Annotated in this window: 25 protein-coding genes, 1 tRNA gene and 1 pseudogene; 9 read left to right on the top strand and 18 right to left on the bottom strand. The window is 62.3% G+C overall.

The features are described from left to right. Nucleotides 1-556 (top strand): annotated as a pseudogene (locus E7813_RS00275) (peptide ABC transporter substrate-binding protein); the annotation flags it as partial. A 50-nt stretch (nt 557-606) separates the two neighbouring features. On the opposite strand, the gene E7813_RS00270 reads toward E7813_RS00275, so the two are convergent. From E7813_RS00270 to E7813_RS00260, 3 genes are read right to left on the bottom strand one after another with little or no spacing between them, the layout of a single operon-like run. Further along, the gene (locus tag E7813_RS00270) at nt 607-1,437 is read right to left on the bottom strand and encodes a transglutaminase family protein (RefSeq protein WP_291569698.1); all 831 of its coding nucleotides are present in this window, start codon (nt 1,435-1,437) and stop codon (nt 607-609) included. Nucleotides 1,438-1,472: 35 nt separating this feature from the next. Further along, complete coding sequence (locus tag E7813_RS00265; RefSeq protein ID WP_291569696.1) at nt 1,473-2,417, bottom strand: alpha-E domain-containing protein; 945 nt, start codon at nt 2,415-2,417, stop codon at nt 1,473-1,475. Between the two features lie 50 nt (nt 2,418-2,467). Then, nucleotides 2,468-3,886, bottom strand: coding sequence for a circularly permuted type 2 ATP-grasp protein (locus tag E7813_RS00260; protein WP_291569694.1), 1,419 nt, complete (start codon nt 3,884-3,886; stop codon nt 2,468-2,470). A gap of 272 nt (nt 3,887-4,158) precedes the next feature. On the opposite strand from E7813_RS00260, the gene E7813_RS00255 reads away from it, so the two are divergent. The 4 genes from E7813_RS00255 (at nt 4,159) to E7813_RS00240 (ending at nt 6,630) form a co-directional block, all read left to right on the top strand. Beyond that, nucleotides 4,159-4,899 (top strand): molybdopterin-binding protein, encoded by a 741-nt coding sequence (locus E7813_RS00255; RefSeq protein WP_291569692.1) that lies wholly within the window; start codon nt 4,159-4,161, stop codon nt 4,897-4,899. Between the two features lie 35 nt (nt 4,900-4,934). Beyond that, nucleotides 4,935-5,360 carry a PaaI family thioesterase gene (locus E7813_RS00250; RefSeq protein ID WP_291569690.1) on the top strand — a complete coding sequence of 142 codons (426 nt, stop codon included), beginning with the start codon at nt 4,935-4,937 and terminating at the stop codon, nt 5,358-5,360. A gap of 23 nt (nt 5,361-5,383) precedes the next feature. Further along, nucleotides 5,384-5,911, top strand: coding sequence for a xanthine phosphoribosyltransferase (gpt, locus tag E7813_RS00245; RefSeq protein ID WP_291569688.1), 528 nt, complete (start codon nt 5,384-5,386; stop codon nt 5,909-5,911). Between the two features lie 101 nt (nt 5,912-6,012). Then, on the top strand, nt 6,013-6,630 hold the full coding sequence (locus tag E7813_RS00240) for a hypothetical protein (RefSeq protein WP_291569686.1): 618 nt from the start codon (nt 6,013-6,015) through the stop codon (nt 6,628-6,630). A gap of 2 nt (nt 6,631-6,632) precedes the next feature. On the opposite strand, the gene E7813_RS00235 is transcribed toward E7813_RS00240, so the two are convergent. Beyond that, entirely contained in the window at nt 6,633-7,655 is a 1,023-nt protein-coding gene (locus tag E7813_RS00235) for a methionine synthase (protein WP_291569685.1), read from the bottom strand. A 135-nt stretch (nt 7,656-7,790) separates the two neighbouring features. Here E7813_RS00235 and E7813_RS00230 point away from each other — a divergent pair, with 135 nt between their 5' ends. The 3 genes from E7813_RS00230 to E7813_RS00220 all read left to right on the top strand — a co-directional run bounded on the left by E7813_RS00230 (nt 7,791) and on the right by E7813_RS00220 (nt 10,237). Continuing rightward, on the top strand, nt 7,791-8,486 hold the full coding sequence (locus E7813_RS00230; protein WP_291569683.1) for a glutathione S-transferase N-terminal domain-containing protein: 696 nt from the start codon (nt 7,791-7,793) through the stop codon (nt 8,484-8,486). Nucleotides 8,487-8,648: 162 nt separating this feature from the next. Further along, on the top strand, nt 8,649-9,260 hold the full coding sequence (locus E7813_RS00225; RefSeq protein WP_291569681.1) for a 2-hydroxychromene-2-carboxylate isomerase: 612 nt from the start codon (nt 8,649-8,651) through the stop codon (nt 9,258-9,260). Then, nucleotides 9,260-10,237, top strand: coding sequence for an NADPH:quinone oxidoreductase family protein (locus E7813_RS00220; RefSeq protein WP_291569679.1), 978 nt, complete (start codon nt 9,260-9,262; stop codon nt 10,235-10,237). Before E7813_RS00225 ends, E7813_RS00220 begins: the two co-directional genes overlap by 1 nt. A gap of 17 nt (nt 10,238-10,254) precedes the next feature. Here E7813_RS00220 and E7813_RS00215 read toward each other — a convergent pair whose 3' ends face one another. The 8 genes from E7813_RS00215 to E7813_RS00180 all read right to left on the bottom strand — a co-directional run bounded on the left by E7813_RS00215 (nt 10,255) and on the right by E7813_RS00180 (nt 20,184). Further along, nucleotides 10,255-11,145, bottom strand: a complete 891-nt coding sequence (locus E7813_RS00215) for a crotonase/enoyl-CoA hydratase family protein (RefSeq protein ID WP_291569677.1) — start codon at nt 11,143-11,145, stop codon at nt 10,255-10,257. 136 nt (nt 11,146-11,281) lie between these two features. Next, the gene (locus tag E7813_RS00210) at nt 11,282-12,700 is read right to left on the bottom strand and encodes an amidase (protein ID WP_291569675.1); all 1,419 of its coding nucleotides are present in this window, start codon (nt 12,698-12,700) and stop codon (nt 11,282-11,284) included. Further along, on the bottom strand, nt 12,693-13,865 hold the full coding sequence (locus tag E7813_RS00205; RefSeq protein WP_291569673.1) for a M20 aminoacylase family protein: 1,173 nt from the start codon (nt 13,863-13,865) through the stop codon (nt 12,693-12,695). The genes E7813_RS00210 and E7813_RS00205 overlap by 8 nt, the downstream gene beginning before the upstream one ends. Nucleotides 13,866-13,870: 5 nt before the next feature. Further along, nucleotides 13,871-15,406: a M81 family metallopeptidase gene (locus tag E7813_RS00200; RefSeq protein WP_291569671.1), complete on the bottom strand. Its 1,536-nt coding sequence runs from the start codon at nt 15,404-15,406 to the stop codon at nt 13,871-13,873. A gap of 33 nt (nt 15,407-15,439) precedes the next feature. After that, on the bottom strand, nt 15,440-17,116 hold the full coding sequence (locus E7813_RS00195) for an ABC transporter ATP-binding protein (protein ID WP_291569669.1): 1,677 nt from the start codon (nt 17,114-17,116) through the stop codon (nt 15,440-15,442). Then, nucleotides 17,113-18,003 (bottom strand): ABC transporter permease, encoded by an 891-nt coding sequence (locus E7813_RS00190; protein WP_291569667.1) that lies wholly within the window; start codon nt 18,001-18,003, stop codon nt 17,113-17,115. Before E7813_RS00190 ends, E7813_RS00195 begins: the two co-directional genes overlap by 4 nt. A gap of 8 nt (nt 18,004-18,011) precedes the next feature. Continuing rightward, on the bottom strand, nt 18,012-18,953 hold the full coding sequence (locus E7813_RS00185) for an ABC transporter permease (RefSeq protein WP_291569665.1): 942 nt from the start codon (nt 18,951-18,953) through the stop codon (nt 18,012-18,014). Between the two features lie 100 nt (nt 18,954-19,053). Continuing rightward, nucleotides 19,054-20,184, bottom strand: a complete 1,131-nt coding sequence (locus E7813_RS00180) for a M20/M25/M40 family metallo-hydrolase (protein ID WP_291569663.1) — start codon at nt 20,182-20,184, stop codon at nt 19,054-19,056. 202 nt (nt 20,185-20,386) lie between these two features. Here E7813_RS00180 and E7813_RS00175 point away from each other — a divergent pair, with 202 nt between their 5' ends. Next, nucleotides 20,387-21,991: an ABC transporter substrate-binding protein gene (locus E7813_RS00175; RefSeq protein ID WP_291569662.1), complete on the top strand. Its 1,605-nt coding sequence runs from the start codon at nt 20,387-20,389 to the stop codon at nt 21,989-21,991. A 7-nt stretch (nt 21,992-21,998) separates the two neighbouring features. On the opposite strand, the gene E7813_RS00170 is transcribed toward E7813_RS00175, so the two are convergent. The 6 genes from E7813_RS00170 to E7813_RS00145 all read right to left on the bottom strand — a co-directional run bounded on the left by E7813_RS00170 (nt 21,999) and on the right by E7813_RS00145 (nt 25,634). Continuing rightward, on the bottom strand, nt 21,999-22,859 hold the full coding sequence (locus tag E7813_RS00170) for an alpha/beta hydrolase (RefSeq protein ID WP_291569660.1): 861 nt from the start codon (nt 22,857-22,859) through the stop codon (nt 21,999-22,001). A gap of 28 nt (nt 22,860-22,887) precedes the next feature. Next, a tRNA-Leu gene (locus E7813_RS00165) sits at nt 22,888-22,974 on the bottom strand. Nucleotides 22,975-23,737: 763 nt separating this feature from the next. Next, complete coding sequence (locus E7813_RS00160) at nt 23,738-24,031, bottom strand: hypothetical protein (RefSeq protein ID WP_291569658.1); 294 nt, start codon at nt 24,029-24,031, stop codon at nt 23,738-23,740. Nucleotides 24,032-24,333: 302 nt separating this feature from the next. Continuing rightward, complete coding sequence (locus E7813_RS00155; RefSeq protein ID WP_291569657.1) at nt 24,334-24,768, bottom strand: hypothetical protein; 435 nt, start codon at nt 24,766-24,768, stop codon at nt 24,334-24,336. Between the two features lie 67 nt (nt 24,769-24,835). After that, on the bottom strand, nt 24,836-25,300 hold the full coding sequence (locus E7813_RS00150) for a hypothetical protein (protein WP_291569655.1): 465 nt from the start codon (nt 25,298-25,300) through the stop codon (nt 24,836-24,838). Next, a complete protein-coding gene (locus tag E7813_RS00145) occupies nt 25,293-25,634 on the bottom strand; it encodes a hypothetical protein (protein WP_291569653.1) in 342 nt (113 codons plus the stop codon). Before E7813_RS00145 ends, E7813_RS00150 begins: the two co-directional genes overlap by 8 nt. Between the last annotated feature and the right edge of the window lie 230 nt (nt 25,635-25,864).

Raw genomic sequence — 25,864 nt, 5'->3', positions numbered from 1 at the left:
CTCCGACATCGAGAAAAACATTGCGGAAGCTCAGGCCATCATGCAGAAGCTTGGCTATAGCGATGCCAGCCCGCTGCAGATCAAGATTCAAACCAGAAATCTTCCAACCTATCGCGATCCCGCCGTGATTCTGACCGATCAACTCAAGAAGATCTACATCATCAGCGAACTGGACATTCTCGATACGCCGCGATGGTATGCCAGGCTGGCCAAGAAGGATTATACGATCGGGTTAAACGTGACCGGCGTCAGCGTCGACGATCCCGACGGCAATCTGGTCGAGAACTATTCCTGCAAATCGGAGCGCAATTATACCCAGTACTGCAATGCGGAGGTCGATAGACTGCTTGCCGTGCAATCGAGCGAACTGGACAGGGAAAAACGCAAGAAAATCGTCTGGGACATCGAGCGGCTGCTGGTGGACGACGCGGCGCGTCCGAGCATCCTGTTCGGTGCGGCGGGTAACTGCTGGCAACCCTATGTCAGGAACTTCACCCCGCACGATAACAGCCAGTACAACAATCTACGGTTCGAGGATGTCTGGCTGGACAGGTAGATTGCGTCCTGTTGAAAATCCGCCACCGAAAGGCGATGCCTTTCGGCGCTTTACGACTGCGACTGGATCTGGCGTCCGGCCTGATCGACCTTGACCGCTACCGACAGGGTTTCCATGCCGCCGCCGTAGCGGGTGCCACGCACCGGTGCCGCGCCGAGATAATCGAGACCGATGGCGACACGGGCATGCGCATCGGTGGTGCAGATGGCGTTGGCCGGATCGAACCCGACCCAGCCGAGATCGGGCACAAAAGCCTCCGCCCAGGCGTGACCGGCCTGCTGGTTGACCATGCCGTCGGCGCGCAGGAAATGCCCGGCGACGAAGCGGGCGGGAACGCCGCCACTGCGCGCGCAGGCGATAAAGATATGCGCGTAGTCCTGACACACGCCGCGCTTCAATCCGAAGGCTTCCACCGCCGAGGTGCCGCTGTTGGTGGGGTCTTCGTCGAACATCATGTGTTCGTTGATCTGCATCATCAGCGCATGCAGGAACCCGAGCACGTCGCCTTCGGATTCCGAACTCAGCTCGCGCGAAAATGTCGCCATCGCCGGGTTGACCTCGGTCAACGGCGTCGAGCGCAGGAACAGGCTCGGCGGAAAGCGCTCGTCGGTGCCCTTGAGCACGCCGCCGGTGTCATGGGTCTCGATCAGGCCTTCGACATTGATGGTGAGGTCGGCGATCGGCCCGTAGGTCAGGACATGCGTGACATTGCCGAAGGCGTCCTGGTGCACGTCGAGCCGCGAATCGGTCGAGACATCGATCTGCCACTCGACGACGTATTGCCCGTCATGGCTGCCGGGCGTCATCCGCAGGATTTGAATGACGCCGGAAGCCGGCGGTTCGTAGCGATAGTTGGTGGAATGGGCGATTCGCAGGCGCATGGAGTTTCCGAATCCGATATGGGCGAAGGCTAGCTTTAAATCAGATATTGTTTGGTGATGATTTCGCCGAGCCTTGAGTTATCCGCAATGAATTCCTGGATGAATTCATGCACGCCGTGCTGGAAGATGTCATCCATGTGGCTGTGCTCGAGGCGATTGCGGACGCCGCGGGCGTGGCGCTGCGCGGCGCCCTGGCGACCATAGGCGACGCCGATCTGATCGAGATTGCGCACGAGGTTGCCGTAACAACTGGCCAGCGACCGCGGCAGGGAATCGTTGAGGATCAGAAGGTCGGCGATCAGCCAGGGTTTCAGGGTTTCGCGATAAACCCAGTGATAGGCGGTCAGCGCCGAGACCGAGCGCAGGATCGAGGTCCACTGATAATAATCGAGCGGGCCGCCGACATGCTCGTCCTCGGGCAACAGCACGTGATACTTCACGTCGAGAATGCGGGCTGTGTTGTCGGCGCGTTCCAGATGCAGTCCCAGCCGCGAAAACCAGTAAGTGTCGTTGCGCAGCATGGTCCGGTAGGCCGAGCCGTCGAACCGCAGCGAGGTCTCCTGCACGAAGCGCAGGAATCTCGTCAACTCCTCGCGGGTCGTGGTGCCCTTGCCCCAGGTTTCCTGCAGATCGATCCAGGCCGAGTTGATGGTGTCCCACATCTCGCTGGTCAATGCGGTGCGGACCGAGCGCGAGTTAAGCCTCGCGTTTTCGATGCAGTTGCGGATCGAGGACGGATTGGCCGACGAAAACGACAGGTAATCGACAACGTTGCGCTCGTCGGCTTCCTCGTAAATTTCATAGAAGCTTGCGCTGACGCCGGCGGTCATAAGCGCCGAATCCCATTCGTTGGTCTTGCCGATATAGGTATTCGGCAGCGCGGTGACGCGCAGCGTCGCCTCGATCGTGCGCGCGAGATATTCGGCGCGTTCGACATAGCGGGCCAGCCAATAAAGGTTTTCGGCGGTGCGCGACAACATGCGGGGGTGGTGCTCTCTTGAGGCCTAATCTGCTTGTGCGTCGTCCAAAGTTATTCGTCCAGAATCCACGTGTCCTTGGTGCCGCCGCCCTGGCTTGAATTCACCACCAGCGATCCCTCTTTCAGCGCTACGCGCGTCAACCCGCCCGGCACGATGGTGACATGATTGCTTCCGGTCAGCACGAACGGCCTGAGGTCGACGTGGCGCGGCGCAAGGCCGGCTTCGGTGCAAGTCGGGCAGGTCGATAGCGCCAGCGTCGGTTGCGCGATGAAGCCTTCGGGCTCGCGCTTTAACTTGTCGCGGAAAGCCTCGATCGTCGCCTTGGTGGCGGCGGGACCAATCAGCATGCCGTAGCCGCCGGAGCCGTGGACTTCCTTCACCACGAGCTCAGCGAGATTATCCAGAACGTAGGCCAGATCCTTCGGCTCGCGGCAGCGCCAGGTCGGGACGTTTTTCAGGACCGGCTCTTCGCCGAGATAGAACTTCACGATCTCCGGCATGTAGGAGTAGACCGCCTTGTCGTCGGCGATTCCGGTCCCGACCGCGTTGGCCAGGGTGATGTTGCCGGCCGCATAGGCCGACATCAGCCCGGGTACGCCAAGCGCGGAGTCGGGACGGAAGGTGAGGGGATCAAGGAAATCGTCATCGACCCGGCGATAGATCACATCGACGCGCTTGAGGCCCTCGGTGGTGCGCATGAACACCTCGTCGTTCTTGACGATGAGGTCGCGGCCTTCGACCAGTTCGATGCCGAGCTTGTCGGCGAGAAACGAATGCTCGTAATAGGCGGAATTGTAGACTCCGGGCGTCATCAGCGCCACCGTCGGCTCGGCGGAGGCGCTGAGCGGCGCCACCGAGCGCAACGCCGACAGCAATTCGTTCGGATATTTTTCCACAGGCGAGATGCGGTGGCGGGCAAACAGGTCCGGAAACAGCCGCATCATGATTTCGCGGTTTTCCAGCATGTAGGACACCCCGGACGGGGTCCGTGCATTGTCTTCCAGCACGAAAAAATCTTCCGGATTGACGCGGACGATATCGATGCCGGCGATGTGCACATAGACATCGTGCGGCACGGCCTGGCCGTTCATCTCCGGGCGGAATATCGGATTCTGGAAGATCAGGTCGTCGGGAATGATGCCGGCGCGCAGGATGTCGCGGCCGTGATAGATGTCGCGCAGGAACATGTTGAGCGCGCGTACCCGCTGTTTTAAGCCTTTTTCGAGGATGGCCCACTCTTTTGCCGATATGATCCGGGGGATCACGTCGAAAGGAATCAGCCGTTCCTGGGCTTCGGCGTCGCCGTAGACCGCAAAGGTGATGCCGATCCGGCGGAACAGCAGTTCGGCTTCCTGACGGCGATGTTCAAGGGCGTCCGGAGGCGTCTCCTTCAGCCACCGGGAGAGCTCCTGATAGGCCGGACGGAGATCGCCGTTTGGCCCATTCATTTCGTCGAACGCAACTGCCATATATCCCGACTGCTTTTCGAAGCCACGCAGGACAGTGCATGACCAAAAGGGATGGTAGCAAGGGCCGGGCCAGCGCGATATGCATTCGCCGGGAGCATTTGCTATGGGACGACGGGGGTGGTGCCCGAAAAAACGGCGGCCAGGTGCTTATTTCGGCAGCAAAACCCCGTGACTTCAATGTGTTGCCCGGGCAAGGCTGCGCCTGCGCGTTTTCCGGCGAAATGGAATCCGGTTAACCGCGCCAAACGGACTTATTCGGCGGGGAGAGGTCTATGAGCGATATCGTCACGGCGGGAATCCTGGTGATCGGCGACGAGATCCTGTCCGGGCGGACCAAGGACAAGAACATCGGCTTTATCGCGGAATACCTCACCAATATCGGGATCGATCTCAAGGAAGTGCGCGTCGTCGCCGACGAGGAAGCCGAGATCATTGCCGCGCTGGACGCGCTGCGTCATCGCTACACCTATGTCTTTACTACCGGCGGCATCGGCCCGACCCATGACGACATCACCGCCGACAGTGTCGCCAAGGCGTTCGGCGTCGGTATCGATCATCATCCCGAAGTGGTGGCGCGGTTTCGCGAGCGCTTCCAGGGCGCCGGTGAATTGAACGAGGCGCGGCTGCGGATGGCGCGGATTCCCGATGGCGCCGAACTGATCCAAAGCGCGACCATCCTCGCGCCCGGCTTCAAGATCGGCAATGTCATCGTCATGGCCGGCGTGCCGTCGATCATGCAGGCGATGATGGATATCGTTGCGCCGAAGTTGAAATCCGGGGTGCGGATGTTGTCGGAATCGGTTCGCGCCAACGCGAGGGAAGGCGATATCGGCGGCCCCTTGCGCGAAATCGCCAAGGCTCACCCGGACACCGTCATCGGCAGCTACCCGTTTCAGGACGAGGACAAGAAGCCCAACACCAATCTCGTGGTCCGTTCGCGCGATCCCGACAAGCTCAATGCCGCGATGAATGCGGTGAAGGAAATGCTGGCGGGATTGAACGTGGTCCGCTAGCGGATCGATCGTCGAAGCAAAGCGAGAGCAGCATCGTGGACAAGAATTCTTTTTTCTGGAAAATGGCCGACGGCCGGATACCGCCTCCGCCATGCGCCAAGACGCTTGGCCTCGAGTTTGTCGAAATCGACGGCGAGCGCGGCACCATTGAAACCCGGTTTGAAGCGGTCGAGATCCTGCTCAATCCGGCCGGCAACGTGCAAGGCGGATTTCTCGCGGCCATGCTCGACGATACCATGGGAACGGCACTATCGGCGACGCTCGACCTCGGCCAGTTCGCGCCGACCGTCAATCTCAATGTGCAATTTCACCGGCCGGCGGTGCTCGGTCCGCTGAAGGGCCTTGGCCGCGTGGTGATGCGAGGCCGTGAGATGTGTCATGGCAGCGCCGAACTCTGGCAAAACGACAAGATCGTCGCGACCGCCACCGGCACATTCGTCATTCGCAAGATGCAAGACTAGGGATGCAGGACCAGGAGAGAGATATGGCAGCGGAGGTTCCGGAACTAAGTGCGCAGGAGCGGGCGGGCAAGGCCTTTCCGGTGTCGTGGGATCAGTTTCATCGCGACTGCCGCGCGCTGACCTGGCGGCTGAACGAGGTCGGCCCGTTTCACGCGGTGATCGCGATCACCCGCGGCGGACTGGTACCGGCGGCAATCGTGGCGCGTGAACTCGGCGTTCGCGTCATCGATACCGTGTGCATCGCCAGTTACGATCATACCAAGCAGGGCGAGCTGAAGGTCCTGAAAGGCGTTTCAGCGGACACCGCCAAACTCGGTGGCGGCACCGGCAAGGGACTGTTGATCGTCGACGATCTCGTGGACACCGGCAAGACCGGGCGGCTGGTGCGCGAGATGCTCCCCGACGCGCATTTCGCGACCGTCTACGCCAAGCCGATGGGGCGTCCGCTGGTCAATACCTTCATCACCGAGGTGTCGCAGGACACCTGGATCTTCTTTCCGTGGGATACCGCGTTGTCGTTCCAGCCGCCGATCCGCGACGGCGCGGCGTGAATTCCGGGTGAGGGGGAGCCTCCGCGAGTCGGCGTGCTGAGAAAGCCTCTCACCCCGACCCTCTCCCCGCAAGCGCGGGGCGAAGGAGCAGAGTATAGCGCATGCCGCTGCAAAATCGGGTCACGCCTTTGGGCGAGATTATTGCGACCCCGCATCGTGGGTTGTTCACCGGCAATCGCGGCATCATCCACGATCCCGCGACCAAAACCCTGCTGAGCAAGCGCTGGTCGAGCCCGGCGTGGCTGACATGCGTCTGCGAATTCAGGGGACGTCGGCGCGAGGTGATGGGCGGGCGAAGCTGGACCGAGCTGTTTTTTCTCGATGAGGCGACCGCGTTCGCGGCGGGGCATCGCCCATGCTTTTTCTGCCGCCGCGATGACGCCAACCGGTTTCGCGCCGCGTGGGAACGGGGCAACGGCGTCACGCATGTCAGCGCGCCGGACATCGATGCCGTGCTTCATCGCGAGCGGCTCGCAGGCAGAAAGAAACGGCTGCATGCGCTTCCGACGCCGCTTGGTAAATTGCCTGATGGCGCGATGGTGCAGCAGGGAGCGGAGAGCTACCTGATCGCGCAAGGCCAGGCGTTGCTGTGGTCGCCGGCGGGTTATCGCAAAGCGCAGAACCCGATCGAAGATGCCATGCTGCTGACACCGCCCTCGACGCTGCGCGCGCTGGATGATGGGTATCGGCCGGTGCTACATCCCAGCGCGGTGGCTTAACCTCACCCCAACTTCTGCCGCGCCAGCTTCGCCCCCGCCCCAAGCGCCATCAGTTTCGCTTCGGCGATATCGCGATGCATCGGCGCCATGCCGCAATTGGTGGTGGCGACGATACTGCTCTTCGGCACGAATTTCGAGACCTCGTCGATCACCCTGACGACATCTTCCGCGGTCTCGACGGTGTCGCTGGCGACGTCGATCACGCCGGCCTGAACGATCTTGCCCTTGAGCAGGCCGAGCAATTCCAGCGGCACCCGCGAATTGCGGCATTCGATCGCAACCTGCTGGATCGGGCTCGCCGCAATCGCCGGGAAGATTTCCTCATACTGCCGCCACTCGCTGCCCAGCGTCTGTTTCCAGTCGGCATTGGCCTTGATGCCGTAGCCGTAGCAGATGTGCACGGCCGTGGCGCAGGTCAGCCCTTCGGCGGCGCGCTCCAGCGCCTTGATTCCCCAGTCGCTGACCTCGTCCATGTAGACATTGAAGGCGGGCTCGTCGAACTGGATCACATCGACGCCATCGGCCTGCAACGCCTTGGCCTCCTCGTTGAGAAGCCCGGCAAAGACGAACGCCATCTTGACGCGGTCGCCATAGTATTTGTCGGCGATGGTGTCGATGATGGTCATCGGGCCGGGAAGGGTGAATTTCAACTGTCTCGCGGTGTGGATGCGGGCGACGCGGGCCTCGTCGGTATGGACCCGGCCCTTTAGCCGCAGCGGCGCCACCACCTGCGGCACCATCGCCTTGTAGCGGTCTTTGCGGATTCCCATCTCGACCTTGTGGGCGAAGTCGATGCCTTCGACCTTCTCCAGGAAGCCGTGAACGAAATGCTGGCGCGCCTGCTCGCCGTCGGTGACGATATCGATGCCGGCATCCTCCTGCAGCTTCACCGCCAGGATGGTGGCGTCGCGCTTGGCGCGGGCCAACTCGTCGCCCCTGGATTTCCAGGGTGCCCACAGCGTATTGGGTTCGGCCAGCCATTCCGGCTTCGGCAGCGAGCCGGCGATCGTGGTTGGAAACAGCATGCGCGTATCCCCGGGTTTTCTTGATTGGACGGTCTATCTGCCATGTCCCGAGCACCGCGTACAGGCGATGGCATGGGGTAGAATGCGACGAAAGCAGGGGATAGGATTACCCAGCCTCCCTCCGCGGATGATCCCATGATCGACCTCTATTACGCGCCGACGCCCAATGGCTGGAAAATCTCGATCATGCTGGAGGAACTCGGGCTTCCCTATAAAGTGTTTCCCGTCGACATCCGGGCCGGCGAGCAATTCAAGCCGGAGTTTCTCGCCATCAGCCCGAACAACCGGATTCCGGCGATCGTAGACCAGGCGCCTGCCGATGGCGGTGAGCCGTTTTCGGTATTCGAGACCGGCGCGATCCTGATTTATCTGGCCGACAAGACCGGCCGTTTCCTGCCAAAGGAAACGCGCGCGCGGTCCAACGTCATGCAATGGCTGATGTGGCAGATGGGCGGGCTCGGTCCCATGCTCGGCCAGCACGGGCATTTCGCGCTCTACGCGCAGGAGAAGATCCCCTACGCCATCGAACGCTACCGCGACGAGGCCGCCCGCCTGTATCGCGTGCTCGATGTGCAACTGGGCAAAACCCGGCGCTATGTCGCCGGCGACTATTCGATTGCCGATATCGCCTGCTTTCCGTGGACCATGACCCACAAGGCGCAGGGTTTTACCCTCGACGACTACCCGAACGTCAAGCGCTGGTATGCCGAGGTGCGCGCCCGCCCTCAGGTGCAGGCGGGGCTGGCGATCGGAAAATTCGAGAAGAAGCCGTTCGACGAGGAGGCTCGAAAGAACATGTTCGGGCAGAGAGCGAAGGAACTGAGATCCTAATCTCTCCCCGCGTGCGGGGAGAGGTCGGAATTCGCGGAGCGAATTTCGGGTGAGGGGGACTCTCGACGAGTACGCCTGTTGAGACAGCCCCTCACCCCAACCCTCTCCCCGTAAAGGACGGGGAGAGGGAGCAAGAAAGACAAGGCAACAAAAGGAAACGCCATGATCGAATTCTTCTTCGACTGCTCCAGTCCCTGGACCTATCTCGCCTTTCACAACATCCAGCCGCTGGCAAAGGAGTTTGGCGCCGAGATTTCATGGCGGCCGATCCTGGTCGGCGGCATCTTCAACACCATCAATCCCCAGGTTTATGCCCAGCGCGACAATCCGGTGCCGGCCAAGCTGAACTACCAGAAAAAGGACATGGCGGACTGGGCGCGCTCCGCCGGGCTTGCGATCAAGATGCGGCCGACGGTATTTCCAGTGAACAGCGTGAAGGCGATGCGCGGCTGCATCTGGCTTGGCAAGGAGAAGGTGGTGCCGTTCGCGCGCGCGGTGTTCGAGATCTATTGGGGCGAGGACAAGGACATTTCGCAGGATCCGGTGCTGGCGGAAGTCTGCAAGCGCGTCGGCGTGGACTCGCAAAAATTCTTTGCGGGGATCGCCGAACAGGCGGTCAAGGATCAACTCAAGGCCAACACCGACGAGGTGATGGCGCGCGGCGGGTTCGGTTCTCCCACCATTTTCCTCGACAAGACCGATATGTATTTCGGCAACGACCGGCTGCCGCTGATCCGAGAAGCGCTGCAACGGCGACGGGCGAGCGCGGCCTGATGCCGAAGGCCGTCGTCTGCTGCGAACTCGGGCCGCCCGAGAGTTTGCGTCTGGAAACGTTTACCTCCGCGCCGCTGGCGCAGGGCCAGGTGCGGGTCGCCATTCATGCCGCCGGGATCAACTTTCCCGATATTCTGATGGCGTCCGGCCAGTATCAGTTCAAGCCGCCGCTGCCATTCACGCCCGGGGTGGAAGCGGCCGGCGACGTGACCGAGGTCGACGCTGCGGCAAAAGATATCGCGATCGGCGACAGGGTGATCGTCAAGCTGCGTCACGGCGCTTACGCCGATGAAGCCGTCGTTATGCCCTCACAACTCCACGCGCTGCCGTCGACCTTCGACTATGCCGAAGGCGCCACGTTTCTCGCCGCCCACGGCACCGCGTATCACGCGTTGATCGACCGCGGCCAGGTTCGGCGCGGCGAGGTGCTGCTGGTGCACGGTTCCGGCGGCGGCGTCGGTCTTGCCGCGGTCGAAATCGGCAAGCTGCTCGGTGCGATCGTGATCGCGGCGGCATCGTCGGAAGACAAGCTCGCGGTGGCGCAGGCGAAGGGCGCCGATCATCTGGTGCTGTATGGACGCGAGCCGTTTCGCGACGCCGTCAAGCGCATCACCGACGGCCGCGGCGCGGATGTGGTGTTCGATCCCGTCGGTGGCGAGATTTTCGAGAACAGCCTGCGCTGCATCGCGTGGGGCGCGCGCCTTCTCGTGATCGGCTTTACCGGCGGCATTGGGCTCGCCCGCACCAACCTATTGCTGATGAAGGGCTCCAGCGTGCTCGGCGTTCGCGCGGGCGAAGCGGTGCGGAAAAACCCGGCACTCGGTCAAGAGCGCATGAGAGCGCTGATGGAATGGGCGGAAGCCGGAAAGGTCCGGCCCAACGTCTCGCATCGGCTGCCGCTTGAAGACTATGCCAAGGCGATGCGGCTATTGGTCGATCGCAAGGCGATCGGACGCGTGGCGCTGATGGCGCGCTGAAGGCGGAAAGCCGAATCCTACTTGTACTCCCGCTCATCCCACCACGGGAAATAGTCCGGCATATCCGCCGACACCTTGTTCCTGAAATTCGCCGGGCGTTTTTCCAGAAACGACACCACGCCCTCTTTCACGTCTTCGGAACGCCCGCGGGCATAGATGCCGCGGCTGTCGACCTTGTGCGCTTCCATCGGATCGTCCGCACCCAGCATGCGCCACATCATCTGCCGGATTAGCGCCACCGACACCGGCGCGGTCTTGGCGGTGATTTCGCGGGCCAGCGCGCGGGCGGCCGGCAGCAGTTCGTCCGCCGGCACCACCTTGCTGACGAGACGGCCGGCCAGCGCTTCCAGCGCCGGAAATACCCGCCCGGTGTAGCACCACTCCAGGGCCTGGGAGATGCCGACGATGCGCGGCAGGAACCAGCTCGAGGCTGCCTCCGGCACAATGCCGCGCTGCGAGAACACAAAACCGAACCGGGCATTTTCGGATGCGATGCGGATATCCATCGCGAGCTGCATGGTGACGCCGATGCCGACGGCCGGACCGTTCACCGCGGCGATCACAGGCTTCAGGCATTTGAAGATGCGCAGCGTCACCTGGCCGCCGCCGTCGCGCACGTTCGGGTCGCTGTAGTCGACCTTGCCATTGGCCAATCGTTTCACCGGTCCGCGCCGGGCGTCGCGGTCGAAGGTGTCGGCGCCGGAGGAAAGATCGGCGCCGGCGCAGAACCCGCGTCCGGCACCGGTGACGATGATGGCCCTGACGTCGTCGTCCTTGTCGGCCTGATCGAACGCGTCGATCATTTCCCTCTGCATCGCGGCGTTGAAGGCGTTGAGCTTGTCGGGTCGGTTCAGTGTGATGGTCAGGATTTGTTCTTCGACCTCGTATTTGATGGTCTCGTAGGCCATGGCGATCCCTCCGTCGTTGTTTCTTGGTTGATGCCCGTCATTGCCGGGCCTGGCCCGGCAATCCATCCTTGCGAAGAAGATGGATGCGCGGGTCAGGCCCCGCGCATGAACCGCTGGTTTATGCCGCGCCGTTCTATTACTTCGGCGGCTTCGGCCACGGCTTTTGCGGAACACGCAGGCCCTCGAATGCTTTGGCCATTCCGAGCACCCCGATGTCGTCGAAGCGGCGGCCGACAATTTGCACGCCGATCGGGAAACCCGTTTTGTCGTAGCCGCCGTTGATCGAGATGGCCGGATTTTCCGCCATGTTCCAGGGCACGGTGTAGCAGATGTGCTCGAACGGCCGGTCGGGATCGTTGATCGGTGCTGCCAGTTCGGCGGCGAACTTCACCACCGGCGAGACCGGCGAGACCACATAGTCGATATCGGCGAACAGTTTCGCCGCGGCCGCGCGGATCGCCATGGTGGCGTTGAAGCCCCTGACCACGTCGACGCCACTCAATTTCGCGCCGCGCTCCGCCCAGCTGTGGATATAGGGCAGCGCCTTGACGCGCACGGCCGGTGTCAGCTTGGAAAGATCGTCCCACATCCGCGCGCGCCAGAAATTGTCGAGCCCGTCGAGCATCTCGCGCGTCAGCACGCCGGATACCTCCGTAACGACGGCGCCGGCCGCTTCGAACGCCTTCGCGGCCTTGACAGCAACCTCGCGCACGTCCCGCTCCAGCGCCTGGCCGACGCCGAGGTCGAGCATCAGGCCGATGCGCAATTTGCGCGGGGATTTGTCGAGCGCCTTCCAGTTGATGTCGTTTGGCGGAAGGCTCATGCCGTCGCGGCGATCGGGCTTCGACAGCACGGCCATCATCAGTGCGGCGTCGTCGACGGTCCGGGTCATTGGGCCCGCGACGCGGCCGACATAGGGCGGGTCGATCGGAATTCGCCCGAGACTCGGCTTCAGCGCGACGAGACCGCACCAGCACGCCGGCAGCCGCACCGAACCACCGATGTCGGTGCCGAGATGCAACGGGCCGTAACCTGCCGCGCCTGCCGCGCCCGCGCCGGAGCTGGAGCCGCCGGGATTCTTGCTGAGATCCCAGGGATTGCGGGTGAGGGGGTGAAAACTGGAGAGGCCTGACGACAGCATGCCGTAATCCGGCATGGTGGTTTTGGAGAAGATCACGGCTCCCGCTTCGCGCAGCCGCGCCGCCGGCGGCGCATCCGCCGTCGCCGGCACCAGTGGCGTGCTGGCAGCGCCGAGCGGCACTGGCACGCCCCTGGTGGCGATGTTGTCCTTGATCGTTACCGGGACGCCGTCCAGCAGACCCGTCGGCTCGCCGTTCTGCCAGCGTTCGGTCGATGCCTTGGCGACCGCCCGCGCGCCATCCCGATCTAGGGCATACAGCGCCTTGAGATGCGGCTCCCACGTCGCGACATGTGCCAGCACGTCCTCCAGCACTTCGGACGGCGAAAATTGCCGGGCGCGAAAGCCGGCGACCAGGTCGACGGCGCTAAGGTCGTGTAGCGGCGTGACCGCCTGCTCCGGTGCGGATTTATGCATGGGCATTCACCGGCAGGCGGGTTTCGATGATCCGCGCGAACACGCTGGCCCCGATCGGGAGAACCTTGTCGTCGAAGATGTAGCCGGGATTGTGCACCGGCACCGAGCCGTCGTGGCCGATCCAGAAATAGGCGCCGGGCACCGCCTGCAGCATATCGGCGAAATCCTCGCTGCCCATCCTCCGCTGCGGCAAGGTGGTGACCTTGTCAGGCTTGACCACGGTGCGCGCCACTTCCGCCACCACATTGGAGTGTTCTTCCTGGTTCACCAGCACGCTGAAGAGATCGCGGATATCGACCGCGATCTCGACCTGGAACGCGCTGGCTATGCCGGCGCAGATCGCGCGCATCCGCTCGCGGATCAACACCCGGACCTCGTCGGAAAAAGCGCGGACGGTGCCGCAGAGTTTGGCGTCGCCAGGGATCACGTTGTAGGCGGAGCCGGCATGAATTTGCGTGATCGACAGCACCGCCGGATCGGCAGGGGCGACATTGCGGCTGACAATGGTCTGCAGCGCCTGCCCGAGCGTCATCGCGATCACCACGGGGTCCTTCGAGAACTCCGGCCGCGCGCCGTGTCCGCCATAGCCCGTGATGGTGATGTCGAAGAAATCGGCGCCGGCCATTGCCGGTCCGGGAAGGATCGCCACCTCGCCGAGGTTCAGGTTGGGAGCATTGTGCAGCCCATAGATCTCGTCACAGGGAAATTTTTCGAACAGCCCGTCCTTGATCATGGCGCGCGCGCCGCCGAGGCCTTCCTCGGCCGGCTGGAAGATGAAATGCACGGTGCCGTCGAAATTGCGGGTCTCGGCGAGATAACGCGCGCTGCCGAGCAGCATCGTGGTATGGCCGTCATGGCCGCAGCCATGAAAGGCGCCGGGAACGGTCGAGCGCCAGTTCAGGTTGGTGTTCTCTTCCATCGGCAGCGCGTCCATGTCGGCGCGCAGGCCAATGCGCCTGCCGCCGCTGCCCTTGCCCTTGAGCACCCCGACCACGCCGGTGCCCCCAACGCCGCGGTGTACCTCGATGCCCCATTGCGCGAGCTTGTCGGCAACGATCCCCGAGGTCCGGATTTCCTGAAAGCCGATCTCGGGATGGGCGTGAAGATCCCGCCGGATCGCAGTCAGTTCGTCGGCAAAGCCTTCGATACGGTCGATATTGGGCATGTCTGTTATCCGATGGCAGGAGAGGGGGGGCGAGATCCGACGGCGGGATTGAAGGCGGGTCCGTTCGGCTTGATGCGCAGGCCCGGACGCAACCGCGTCCACGGCAATGCGGCGGCGTCCGCAGGCATCGCGCCGGGTGCGGCGCAGATCAAGAGCTTTTCGGCGATCGGCTCGAAGTCGGCGCGGAAATGCACCGAGCTCTTGTTGACAAGGATCGACTGCTCCGTCGGCTCGATGCCGACATAGCGGTACATCGACTGATCCGCGAGCTGCGCCTTGTGCGAGCTTACGACCACCCTGACATCGCCGATCCGCAAGGCTGCCGACGGTCCCATGTCCATGTCCCGACCGCCGTAATAGGGGCCGGGTGCCACGAATTGTCCGTCGGACAATTTTTCAACGATGAAGGTTTCCTGGTAGGGCGCATCACCCGGGATGCCGGACTTGCCACCGAGTGCGAGCGCGACGGTCGCGCCGACGCCGGCGGCATGCGCGGCCTTTGCCGATTGCGGATCATAGATCACGCCGATCGCAGCTTTGGTTGCTTTATTACGTACCAGAGCCCGCAGCATGCCCGTGGTGTCGGAATCGCCACCGGCGCCGGGATTGTCCTGGGTGTCGGCGATGATGACGGGCTTGCTGGCGTGCTTCGCCAACTCCATCGCGTAGCGCACGCCTTCGTCGGGCGTGTAGATGCGGCCATCGAAATCGTTCTCGTGGCTTTCGACCAGCGCGGCCATCGTATCCGCCGCGGCATCGGCATCGGCTTGCGTCCTGCCATAGGCGAATACGCTCGGCCCGCATCCCGGAAAATCCGCTGCCGGAAAGCCCGGCGCAAACGACAGCGTCGGCACCCGATCGCTCTCCAGCGCAGCGAGCTTGCGGTAAATGCGCCTGGTCGGCTCATCATTGGTGCATTGCCAACTGATCGGAATCAGAAACGGCAATTGCCGGAATGCCTTTGCGAAGCGCTGCTTGGTGTTGAGCAGCAACGCCAGATGCTTGGCGGCGGCGCGGCCGGTATCGGCCATGTCGACATGCGGATAGGTTCGATAGGCGATCAGCGCGTCGGCGTGTTCCACCATCTCCGTTGTCACGTTGGCATGCAGGTCCAGACTGACCACGAGCGGCAGGTCCTTGCCGATCACCCGGCGCACGCGCTTGAGAAGTTCGCCTTCGCCGTCGTCGAGATGTTCCGCCACCATCGCGCCGTGCAAATCGAGATAGACCGCATCCAATGGTCCGGCGGCCGCAATGCCGTCGATCATGACCCTGACGACGCGTTCGTAGGCATCCCTGGTCACGTGCGCGGAAGGGCTGGCGGCGCAGGAAATGGTCGGCACTATTTCCCAGCCATTGATCTCGGCCTGTCCGACAAAACCGGCCAATCCGACATTTATGTTGCGCATGACCCTGAGCACGTCGGCGCCCTGCGCCATCGCAGGCCAGCCACCGCCATGCACGAAATCGCCGTAAGTCGCCTTCGTGGGCGCGAAGGTGTTGGTCTCGTGCAGGAAGCCGCCAACGGCGATACGGGTCATGGATCGCATCTCAACTGAATTTCGCAAGAGAAGTCAAAGCGGCGAGGCGGCAGCCTTGGGTCCGGGCGCAACCGGGCGGAAGTTCGCGAAATCCCACCCCCGTCCGGGAGCGGCGTCAAGCAGTTGTCTCGTATAGGCCTGTTGCGGATTTGTCAGGACTTGCGCCGCCGCCCCCTGCTCGACGATGCGGCCGTGCTGCATCACGGCGACATGGTCGCAGATTTGCGCCGCAACACGCAGGTCGTGGGTGATAAACAACAGGGCGATGCCGAGCCGGGTCTGGATTTCGTCGAGCAGTTCCAGCACTTGCGCCTGCACCGAGACATCGAGCGCCGAGACGGCTTCGTCCGCCACCAGCACGTCCGGGTCGAGCGCCAGCGCGCGCGCGATGGCGATGCGCTGGCGCTGGCCGCCGGAAAACTGGTGCGGATAACGCGATATGGCGTCGACAGGCAGATCGACCAGTTCGAGCAGTTCGCCCGCTTTGGCCAGCGCTTCCGCCTTCGGCATGCCGTAATTGACCGGCCCCTCGGCGATGGTCTCACCGACCGTGATGCGTGGATTGAGGGAGCGATAGGGGTCCTGAAAGATAATCTGGATGCGCTTGCGGTGCGGCTGCAGCAGCCGGCGCGACAGCGAGGAAATTTCACGGCCCGAAAGCCTGATACCGCCCGAGGTCGGATCGATCAGCCGGACGATACAGCGCGCCACCGTCGATTTGCCGGAACCGCTTTCGCCGACGATGCCAAGCGTGCGTCCCTTGCGCAATGTCAGCGTGACATTCTGGGCCGCCGCCACTTCGCGGACGCTCCCGAAGAAGGAACGCTCGCGATAGATCTTGCCGAGTTCGTTGGCCTCCAGCACCACTGGTTCGGTTGACTCCTCGCGCGGCGCGCGGGGGACCAGGCTCGGCACCGCCGAAAGAAGGTTGCGGGTGTATTCCATCGAGGGCGTGCGCAGGATGGAATCGAGCGTTCCGGTCTCGACCAGCCGGCCGTAACGCATCACTGCAACGCGATCGGCGATTTCCGCGACCACGCCCATGTCATGGGTGATGAAGAGCACGGCGGTGCCATGGTCCCTTTGCAGGTCGCGGATCAGGGTGAGAATCTGCTTTTGGGTCGTGACGTCGAGCGCGGTGGTGGGCTCGTCTGCGATCAACAGTTTCGGCTCCAGCACCAGCGCCATCGCGATCATGATGCGCTGGCGCTGGCCGCCCGAGAGGCGATGCGGATAGGACGCGAAGATGCGCTCGACTTCCGGCAGCCGCACTTGTTCCATCATGGCCAGGATGCGCTTGCGCCGCGTACGGGCGTCGAGACTGGTATGGACGCGCAGCACCTCGTCGATCTGGCGGCCGACCGGGACCACCGGATTGAGCGCGGTCATCGGCTCCTGAAAAATCATCGCCATGGTGGTGGCGCGCAACTGGCGGAGGCGCCGGTCGCTGGCGCCGAGAAGTTCTTCGCCAACCAGCTTGACGCTGCCGGCGGAGGGAACCAGCGAACCCTTCTGCAATAATCCCATCACTGTCAGCGACGTGACGGATTTCCCCGATCCGCTTTCGCCGACCAGGCAAAGGGTTTCGCCTTCGCTCACCCTGAGCGAGACCCCGTCGATGATGCGATCGCGACGCGGATTCCTGCCGAGGTCGACCACGAGATCGTTGATGTCGAGAACGACGGCGTCGGTGTTGGGCGCCGCGGTCACTTGCCGCCCTCGCGCCGCTTCATGCGGGGGTCGAGCGCGTCGCGCGCGGCGTCACCGATCAGATTGACGCTGAGGATCGCGATCGACAGCAGCAATCCGGGCCAGAAGATCAGCGACGGCTTGATCTGGAAATAGGCGCGGCCCTCGGCCATGATGTTGCCCCAGGTCGGCGTCTCCGGGCTGATGCCGGCCCCGAGGAACGACAGGATCGCCTCGGTGAGAATCGCGGAAGCGCAGACATAGGTGCCTTGCACGATCAATGGCGCGATGGTGTTGGGCATCAAGTGCCGCCACATGATCTTCGGCAGGCTGGAGCCGACGGAGATCGCAGCTTCCACATAAGGCTCTTCGCGCGCCGACAGCACCACCGAGCGCACCAGACGCGCGACCCGCGGAATTTCGGGGATCGTGATCGCGATCAGGACCGTCATCAGGCTCGCGCCCGACAACGACACCACGGCGATGGCGAGCAGGATGCTTGGGATCGCCATCAACCCGTCCATCACGCGCATCATGATCGCGTCGACCCATTTGAAGAAACCGGAGACGAGGCCGATCACGAGCCCGACGCCGACGCTGACGACGGCGGCGCCAAGGCCGATCAGCAGCGAGATCCGTCCGCCGTAGAGAATCCGCGACAGCACGTCGCGGCCATAGCCGTCGGTGCCGAGCAGGAACTGCGCGCTGGCAGGCTTCAGCCGCTGCGCCGGCACCAGCAGCAGGGGATCATGCGGCGAAAGCCAGGGCGCCAGGATGGCAGAGGCGACCACCAGCGCGAGGCAGATGGTGGCGGCGGCGATGATCGGCGTCGCCGTGAGAAACCCGAGCCCCGGCCGCAATGGCGTGGTGATGGGAATTGACGGCTCGGGAAGGGTTTCGATCGCCATACCTTACCTCAATAGCGGATTCTGGGATCGAGCAGGGTGTAGGCGACGTCGATCAGGAGATTGACCGTGACATAGATACCCGATGTCAGAAGGATCATGGCCTGAATGACGGGATAGTCGCGCGCCAGCACGGCATCGACGGTGAGGCGTCCGATGCCGGGCAGGTTGAACACGCTCTCGGTAACAACGACGCCCGATATCAGGAGTGCGAAGCCGGAGCCGATTACGGTGATGACGGGTACCGCGGCGTTGCGCAGCGCGTGGCGCAGCAACACACCACTTTCACTGATGCCCTTGGCGCGTGCGGTGCGCACGTAATCCTCGTTGAGGACGTCCAGCATCGACGCACGGGTCATACGGGCGATCAGCGCGACATAGATGAACGACAGCGTGCAGGTCGGCAGGATGATGCGTTCGAGAAACGGACCGAGGCCTGCGGAGATGCGCGCAAAGCCCTGCACCGGCAGCCAGCGCAGGTCGATCGCGAAGATCTGGATCAGGACATAACCGATCACGAATACCGGGACCGAGAAGCCGACCACCGACAATGCCATCACGAAGCGGTCGATCCAGGTGCCATGTTTCCACGCCGCGATAACGCCGAGCGGCACCGCGACCAGGATCGTCAGGATGATGGTCGACAGGGCGATCGAGATCGACGGCTCGACGCGCTGGCCGATCATTGTCAGCACCGGCACGTTCGAGATCAGGGACACGCCGAGATCGCCATGCAGCAGCTTGCCGATCCAGGTGATGAGCTGGGTGTAGAGCGGCTCGTTCAGTCCGAGCGAGGTGCGGATGCGCTCAAGTTGCTCGGGCGTTGCGTTGTCGCCGGCGAGGATCGCGGCCGGATCGCCCGGTGTCAGCCGCAGCAGGAAGAAAACGAACAATGCCACCACGCCCATCACGGGAATAGCAGCCAGCACGCGGCGGAACAGATATCCGAGCATCGCTATCCGGTTCTCCGTGGGTGCCTATTGTTCAGCAAATCCTGTGCCATCGTCATCCATCTTCTGCCTGCATGCGCGATCCGTCAAAGTCCCGATTGCCTCACTCCAGCGTCGCCAGCAATCCCGCCATCAGGCGGCCGCGTTCGGCGAGGCTATCGACTTCGATATGCTCGTTGAGGGTGTGCGGATCGGCGCCGCGAACGCCCAAACCATCGAGGGTGGGAATGCCCATCGCACCGGTGAAATTGGCGTCGGAGCCGCCGGCAGCGCTGGCATGGGGAAGCTCCTTGCCCATCGCTTTGGCCAAACCGCGCGCCTTTTCATACAGCGCCATGGTGCGCGCGTCGGGCTCCCACACCGGCCGTGTCACGCCGCGCGTCACCTTGAAGGTGACGTCATTGGCAGTACCTGACAGCGCCAGCATCCGCTCGACGCCGCGATCGAGATCGGGCTGGCGCTTGGCCATGCTCAAGGCTTCGCCCGTGCAGGTTGTGGCTACACAATTGACCCATTGGCCGCCATGCACGATGCCGACGCTGAAGGTGCAATCTTCCGTTGTCATGCCGTCGATGGCGATGATCTGGCGCGCCATTTCGCGGATGGCGGAGCGGCCCGCGAACAGCGCGGCGCCGGCATGACTCGGTTTGCCAATGGCTTCAAGATTGAACCGCGCAATCGCGTAGCGCCCGGTGACGACCCCGTTATTGCTGCGGCCCGGCTCCGGCACCAGCACATACTTGTTGCGCGCGGCTTCCGCCTCGATGATGTCGCGGGTGGAGGGCGTACCGACTTCCTCATCCGGCGTGAACAGGACCGTAATCGGCAGCGGCGTGGTAAAGGAAGCCCGTGCCAGCTGCCGGATTGCTTCCAGTGCAAGGTAGCCGCCGCCCTTCATGTCGAAAATCCCGGGGCCGAAGCACTTGTTGCCTTCACGCCGCCACTGGAGTTTTTCCAGCGTGCCCACCGGATGAACGGTATCGAGATGCCCCGCGATCAGGATGCCGGGTTCGCCTTGTTTTGGATGTGGAAAGCGTGCGCGGACGCAGCCGCCAAACCCTTGCCGTCCGGAGATGCGCTCGATGGAGGCGCCCATGATCGCCATGTCGCGGGCAGCGATGTCGAGCATGCGGTCGACCGCGCCGGCGTCCCAGGTCGGGCTTTCGCATTCCACCCAGGTGCGCAGTCCCTGGAGCATGGCCTCGGAATCGAACGGAAGGTTGGCGGGGTTCATGGGAGTTTTCCTCGTGTTTTCCGGCCTGTTGTCCCGCTCATCATGGCGCATCTTGGCGCCCGCGAAAACCCGATTGACGCGCCGCGCGCTTGGTGCAAGTCTCAAATATCGAAGATTTACAGCGTGTTAGTGCGCCCAAATAACCCACCGCGTGCATAAACAATCACCGGCGTTTGACCGGTTTGACGTCAGGAGAGATCGAATGTTCCACACTTTGCGTTGGCAGCGTTCAGCGATTGCGTCGAAACTCACGCTTCCGGCCATTGCGGTATCGTTGGCGCTGGCGTCACCGGCGTTGGCCGCAACCAAGACCATTACCGCGGTGATGCACTCCGATCTGCGCGATCCCGGCATGATGACCACGGCGTATATCACGCGCGACTTCGGGTACATGATCTACGACACGCTGGTGGCGACGGATTCCAACTTCAAGATCCAGCCGCAGATGGCGGAATGGAAGGTCTCCGACGACAAGCTCACCTACACCTTTACCCTGCGCGACGGCCTGAAGTGGCATGACGGCACGCCGGTCACGGCGGAAGATTGCGTGGCGTCGCTGCAGCGCTGGGGCAAGGTCGATGGCATGGGCCAGAAGCTGATGGACTATACCGCCAGTATCGAAGCCACCGATGCCAAGACCATCACGCTGAAATTGAAGGAGCCCTACGGCCTGGTGCTGGAGTCGATCGGGAAACCATCGTCGATCGTGGCTTTCATGATGCCCAAGCGGCTGGCGGAAACGCCGCCCGGCAAATCCCTTCCGGAGCAGATCGGATCCGGTCCCTTCAAATTCGTGAAGGCCGAGTTCCAGCCCGGCGTGAAGGCGGTGTTTGAGAAGAACACGGACTATGTGCCGCGCAAGGAGCCGCCGAGCTGGACCTCCGGCGGCAAGGTGGTGAAGGTCGATCGCGTCGTGTGGGTCACGATGGCGGACGCCCAGACCGCGGTTAACGCGCTGCAGTCCGGCGATATCGATTTCCTGGAGGTTCCCTCTTACGATATTCTTCCGGTGCTCGCCGCCGACAAGAACATCACGATCGAGACCTCGAACAAGCTTGGCTTTCAGACGATGGGGCGAATGAATTTCCTATGGCCCCCGTTCGACAACGTCAAGGTACGCCGTGCGGCCTTGCTGGCGATGAACCAGAAGGACGTGCTGGACGCGCTGATCGGCAACCCCGAATATTACAAGACCTGCGGCGCGCTTTTCGTTTGCGGTACGCCGCTTGCGACGGATGTCGGCTCGGAAGCGGTGGTGAAGGGCAGCGGGATGGCGGAGGCGAAAAAGCTGCTCGCCGAGTCCGGATATGACGGCACGCCGATCGTGATCATGGCTCCCGGCGATGTCGTCGTGCTGAAGGCGCAGCCGATCGTCGCGGCGCAATTGATGCGCGAAGCCGGCTTCAAGGTGGATGTGCAGGCCACCGACTGGCAGACCGTGGTCAGCCGTCGCACCAACCAGAAGTCGCCGAAAGAAGGCGGCTGGAACATGTTCTTTACCAACTGGGCCGCAGCCGACTTGATGAACCCGATCGTCAACTTCGCCATTGGCGGTAAAGGCAAGAGTGGCTGGTTCGGCTGGGCCGACGACCCCAAGATCGAGCAGCTGAAAGACGTCTTCGTGCGTGCATCCTCAGCGGAGGAGCAGAAGAAGATCGCCACCGAAATCCAGCAGGAAGCCTATGACCAGGTGATCTATGTCCCGCTCGGGCAGTTCACGCAGCCGAGCGCGTGGCGGAAATCGCTCACCGGCGTGCTCGACGGTCCGGCGACGCCGATCTTCTGGAACATCGACAAGTCGGAGTGAGAGGGAGTCACACCGGATAGGTCGCAACGTGCCCAAGCAATAGCTCGCTGACGCGATCCCGCACCTGGTCGGCGGCAAAATGGCCGACGCCCGGTAGCGCTTCGAAACGATAGGGTGCCGAGACGAAATCCCGGGTGCCTTCGGCCGCAATCCGCCCGACGGTGTCGTCGGCATCGCCCCAGATCGAGAGCGTGGGCACGCGGATCGGACCGAGCGGCGAGCGGATCGCGCCGCGCGCGCGATACCAGGCCAGCGCTGCTTCCATCGCCGGCTTGTTGCCGAGTACGCCCAGATGCTTGGTCATCGCGGCGGCCGGAACCCCGTTCGCGGCCCAACGCTCGCGCAGCCATTTGGCGTTGTCGGACAGCACCACGTCGGCAGCGCCGGGTTCGAGAAATGCCTTGTGGTGCCGCGATCGATGCGCCTGATCGCTGTCGGTTACTTGCAGGGCGCGGTTGAAGGCGTTGGGGTGCGGCCGCGACAGCACGGCGAGCGATGCTACCAGCTGCGGAAAGCGATCGGCGAGCGCCCAGGCGATGCTGCCGCCCCAGTCATGGCCGACAAGATGGAAGCGGCGCTCGCCATGGCCTGCAGCGGCGACAATCGCCATCGCATCGTCCATCAGCCGGTCGATATGATAGCTGGCGGTATCGCCGGTGTCCGGCCGCGCGCCCGGCGAATAACCACGCTGACTCGGCGCCAGCGCGCGATAGCCGGCGACCGCAAGCGCTTTGACCTGCGCGCGCCAGCAATGCATCGATTCCGCAAAGCCGTGCAGCAGCAATACCAGCGGTGCATCGGCCTTGCCGGCGGTGAGGATGTCGAAGGTGAGTCCAGGCCCGATCGTGATTTTTTCGAGGGAGGCCATCACGTTGATTTTCCGGTATGCAGACCTTTGGTGCGGGCGGTGGGACTCGAACCCACACGACGTTGCCATCGAGGGATTTTAAGTCCCTTGCGTCTACCAGTTCCGCCACGTCCGCGCCCTTTGTTTCTCAAGGCTTTTCGTGGTTTGGTCAACGAATGTTTTGCAAGGAATCCCTCGTGTTTTGCAAAACAGGTTCTTGCATTGTCCAGCGCGTGGCGAACTTGAGCATTGACTTGCTTCCGGGTGACTCAGAAATGGCCGCTGGTGCGTTTTGGCTTATGTCCGCGCCCATCCCAATTCGAAGTAGGAATATCGAACCGCTGACTCGCTAACGGCCTTGGGCGGCGTTTGCCGCGCGGAATGTTACGTCCGGAAAAGTGGTGTCCGCAGTTTGAGCAAAGAAACCTGATCTTTTGCCCCTCGTCGAATGTTCCCTTGGAAAGGTTGATTGCCATAGGCCAGGATCCACAACGCGGGCACTTGGTCAAAAATGGTTCATACTGAAGCATGGTCCGCCTCAAGAGGTGCGCGCGTGCCCAGCTCCTAATTCCGCTGGAATACCGCGCCGTCCCTGCCACTCCAGGAAAACGGTTTCCAACCGCCCTAGTTCCAGGCACGGGCATGGCGTCGCTGTTTTTTACGAATTAGTGTCCTGCGCACCGCATTGTCGCCCTCATTTTGATCGGTCTCGCGATTTGGTTCGCGGTGGGATCGCCGTTGCAAAACTGAACTGAGGCGGCGTGACACAGAAGGATCATAGGATGAGTGCAAGCGTTAGATTCACCGAAAATGGTCGCCAGGTATGCGGGCCGCAGAGTGCCGGTCGATCGGTGCCAGCGCAGCCTAGCCAGCGCTGCTTGATCGCGGCGGCGGCAGCTTTACTGAATCGTCTCGTGCACGTCTAGGATCGGCACAGACGGGGTGGCCATGACTTCGGGAATAACATCATAGGAAATGTGGACACCACCTTGAGCGTTGAGCTTCACATCTTTGACGTGAAGGGTGGCGCGGACGAGCCGCCCATCGCTCAGAGTGATTTCAGTTACGCCATGCCGAACGGATGCCACGCGGATCGCCGGCGCCGCCGCGATCTTGAATGAAAATAGCTGGATATATCCAAAAGTCATCTTTTCCGCTCTATTCCCCCCTGAAACAAACACGGCCGGTGCCAATCGGTTCCACGGTCTATCAAACGCGATAGGGCCCGGGTTTTGCTGCTTTTCGAGGCATCCGGCCGCGGTGCAAAATCGCCGCCTGGCGGGAATCGTTCCCTGCCAAAAAAAAGAGACCGGGCGCAATGTGGAATGCCCGATCTCTGAGAAGTGGCCGACGATCTATGACCCCGCCGGCTCGTCAGTGTGACTGCAGTTCTGCGACTTCACAAGGTACTATCGACCTCGGCATCTGTGACCGTCCACCCGGACTCATCGGTGGCTAGCCATGACGTTTGTCAGCCACTCATTGTATCGAGCGGTCATCGTGTCGTCCCAACAAGCCGGTGTAAATCGTCCCGCAGAGAAACGATGATCTCAACGTTGTCGCCTGCGAGCCTATTTGGCGCCCAACGCCGGATGCCGCTTTGATAAGGGCCTGTGAAGGTGCCGGGCTTACTGTCGGTGATGACAAAGCCCGCGACGTGGAACTTCATAAGCATCCCTTCAAGCGTGAGAGCAGGCGCGTCAATCACGGCCTTAGCTCTCTTGAAGGCTTCGCCCGCTGCGCTTTCCCATTTACGAAAGGCCGCTTTCTGTTCCTTCGTCGCATTGCCGCCGCTTCCTTCGCTCGAAGTTGGCGTGTCGTGCTTCTTCATTGCCGCGTAAGCATCGCAGAACCTGTCATGGAGTTTGAATAGGTCCGCATCTACTGTTTTGGCGTATCCTGTGATATGCTTCCGTTTAGCTTGGGCCATTGGTTATCCCCTCGTGGCTCGGGTTAGAGCCGGGGCGGAAGATTGGACCCTTCCCCTCGGCTTGCTTTTAAGGTACAACAGAAACCATGGCGAAGTCAATAAAGGTACAACAGAAACGACAACAGAAACGTCCCGGCCGCCCCGCAACCGGCAAAGACCCGCTTTTGACCGTCAGGGCCCCGCTAGAGATCATCGATGCAGTCGACACTTGGGCGGCAAAAAATGGAACGACGCGGTCATCCGCCGTCCGGCAACTCCTGCAGCTAGGGCTGAAGGCAAAGAAATGAAGAACCGAGGGAACAACGTAGCGACTAGGATTGCTCAGAGAGCGCGGAAACTTCGCGCGCACGAAGCCCTCGCCGAGCTGGGGCGGGCGCAAAAGGTTTTCCTGCAGTCCGCCGACAAAGAGAGCGGACGTCATTTGAATGACGACAAAAGCCCCCTGATCGATCTGTTGACCTGCATCATATGTAAGCGGACGATGAATCTGGAGAAAAGCGCTCCCGACGCTGAAGGTAGGGACATCATTCAATATCGTTGTGACCTGTGCAGCAGAATTGAGCGGGTGCGACTATTCCGCCGAAGCCGAGATTCGGCGGGCTGAAGGCGAAGGCCAAATGATGCGGCTTCTCGATATAGCCAATGCGATCTGCGCAATCGCGGCGGCCGCGTTTTGGTTTCTTTCCGCAACGATTTCGGATCGACGCCGCAAGTTCACTGTTGTTAAGGGCGGAAGAACGTAGCGGCTTGGTAGCAATATCCCCAGAGGTGAAAGGCGGGATATCAAAGTGAACGACGCGCCCAGCCTCGCCGTAGGCGCCCCTCTCGACGAATTTCGAGTGGCGGCGCGAGTATTGAGCCGCCATCCCTATGCGACCATCGGGTCGAGATCGGGCTGAAGGCGAAGAGGTGAGCAAGCATCCGCTCCGTTGGGCGCCAGATGAAGATGCTCGGCTTAGGCGTTTGGCGCAGGAGGGTCGAAGCACTGCTGTGATCGCCGAACGGTTGAAGCGCACCACAGGGGCCGTACGCAATCGCGCGCAGACCCTTGGGATCCGGCTGAAGGCGAAGGGGAAATGACGAGCGCGCGAATTAT

The organism is Bradyrhizobium sp. (genome assembly GCF_004799405.1).
In the GTDB taxonomy this organism is placed as follows: domain Bacteria; phylum Pseudomonadota; class Alphaproteobacteria; order Rhizobiales; family Xanthobacteraceae; genus Bradyrhizobium.
Note: the sequence above shows the minus strand (reverse complement) of the source record. Positions and strands in the feature narration are given on the sequence as shown.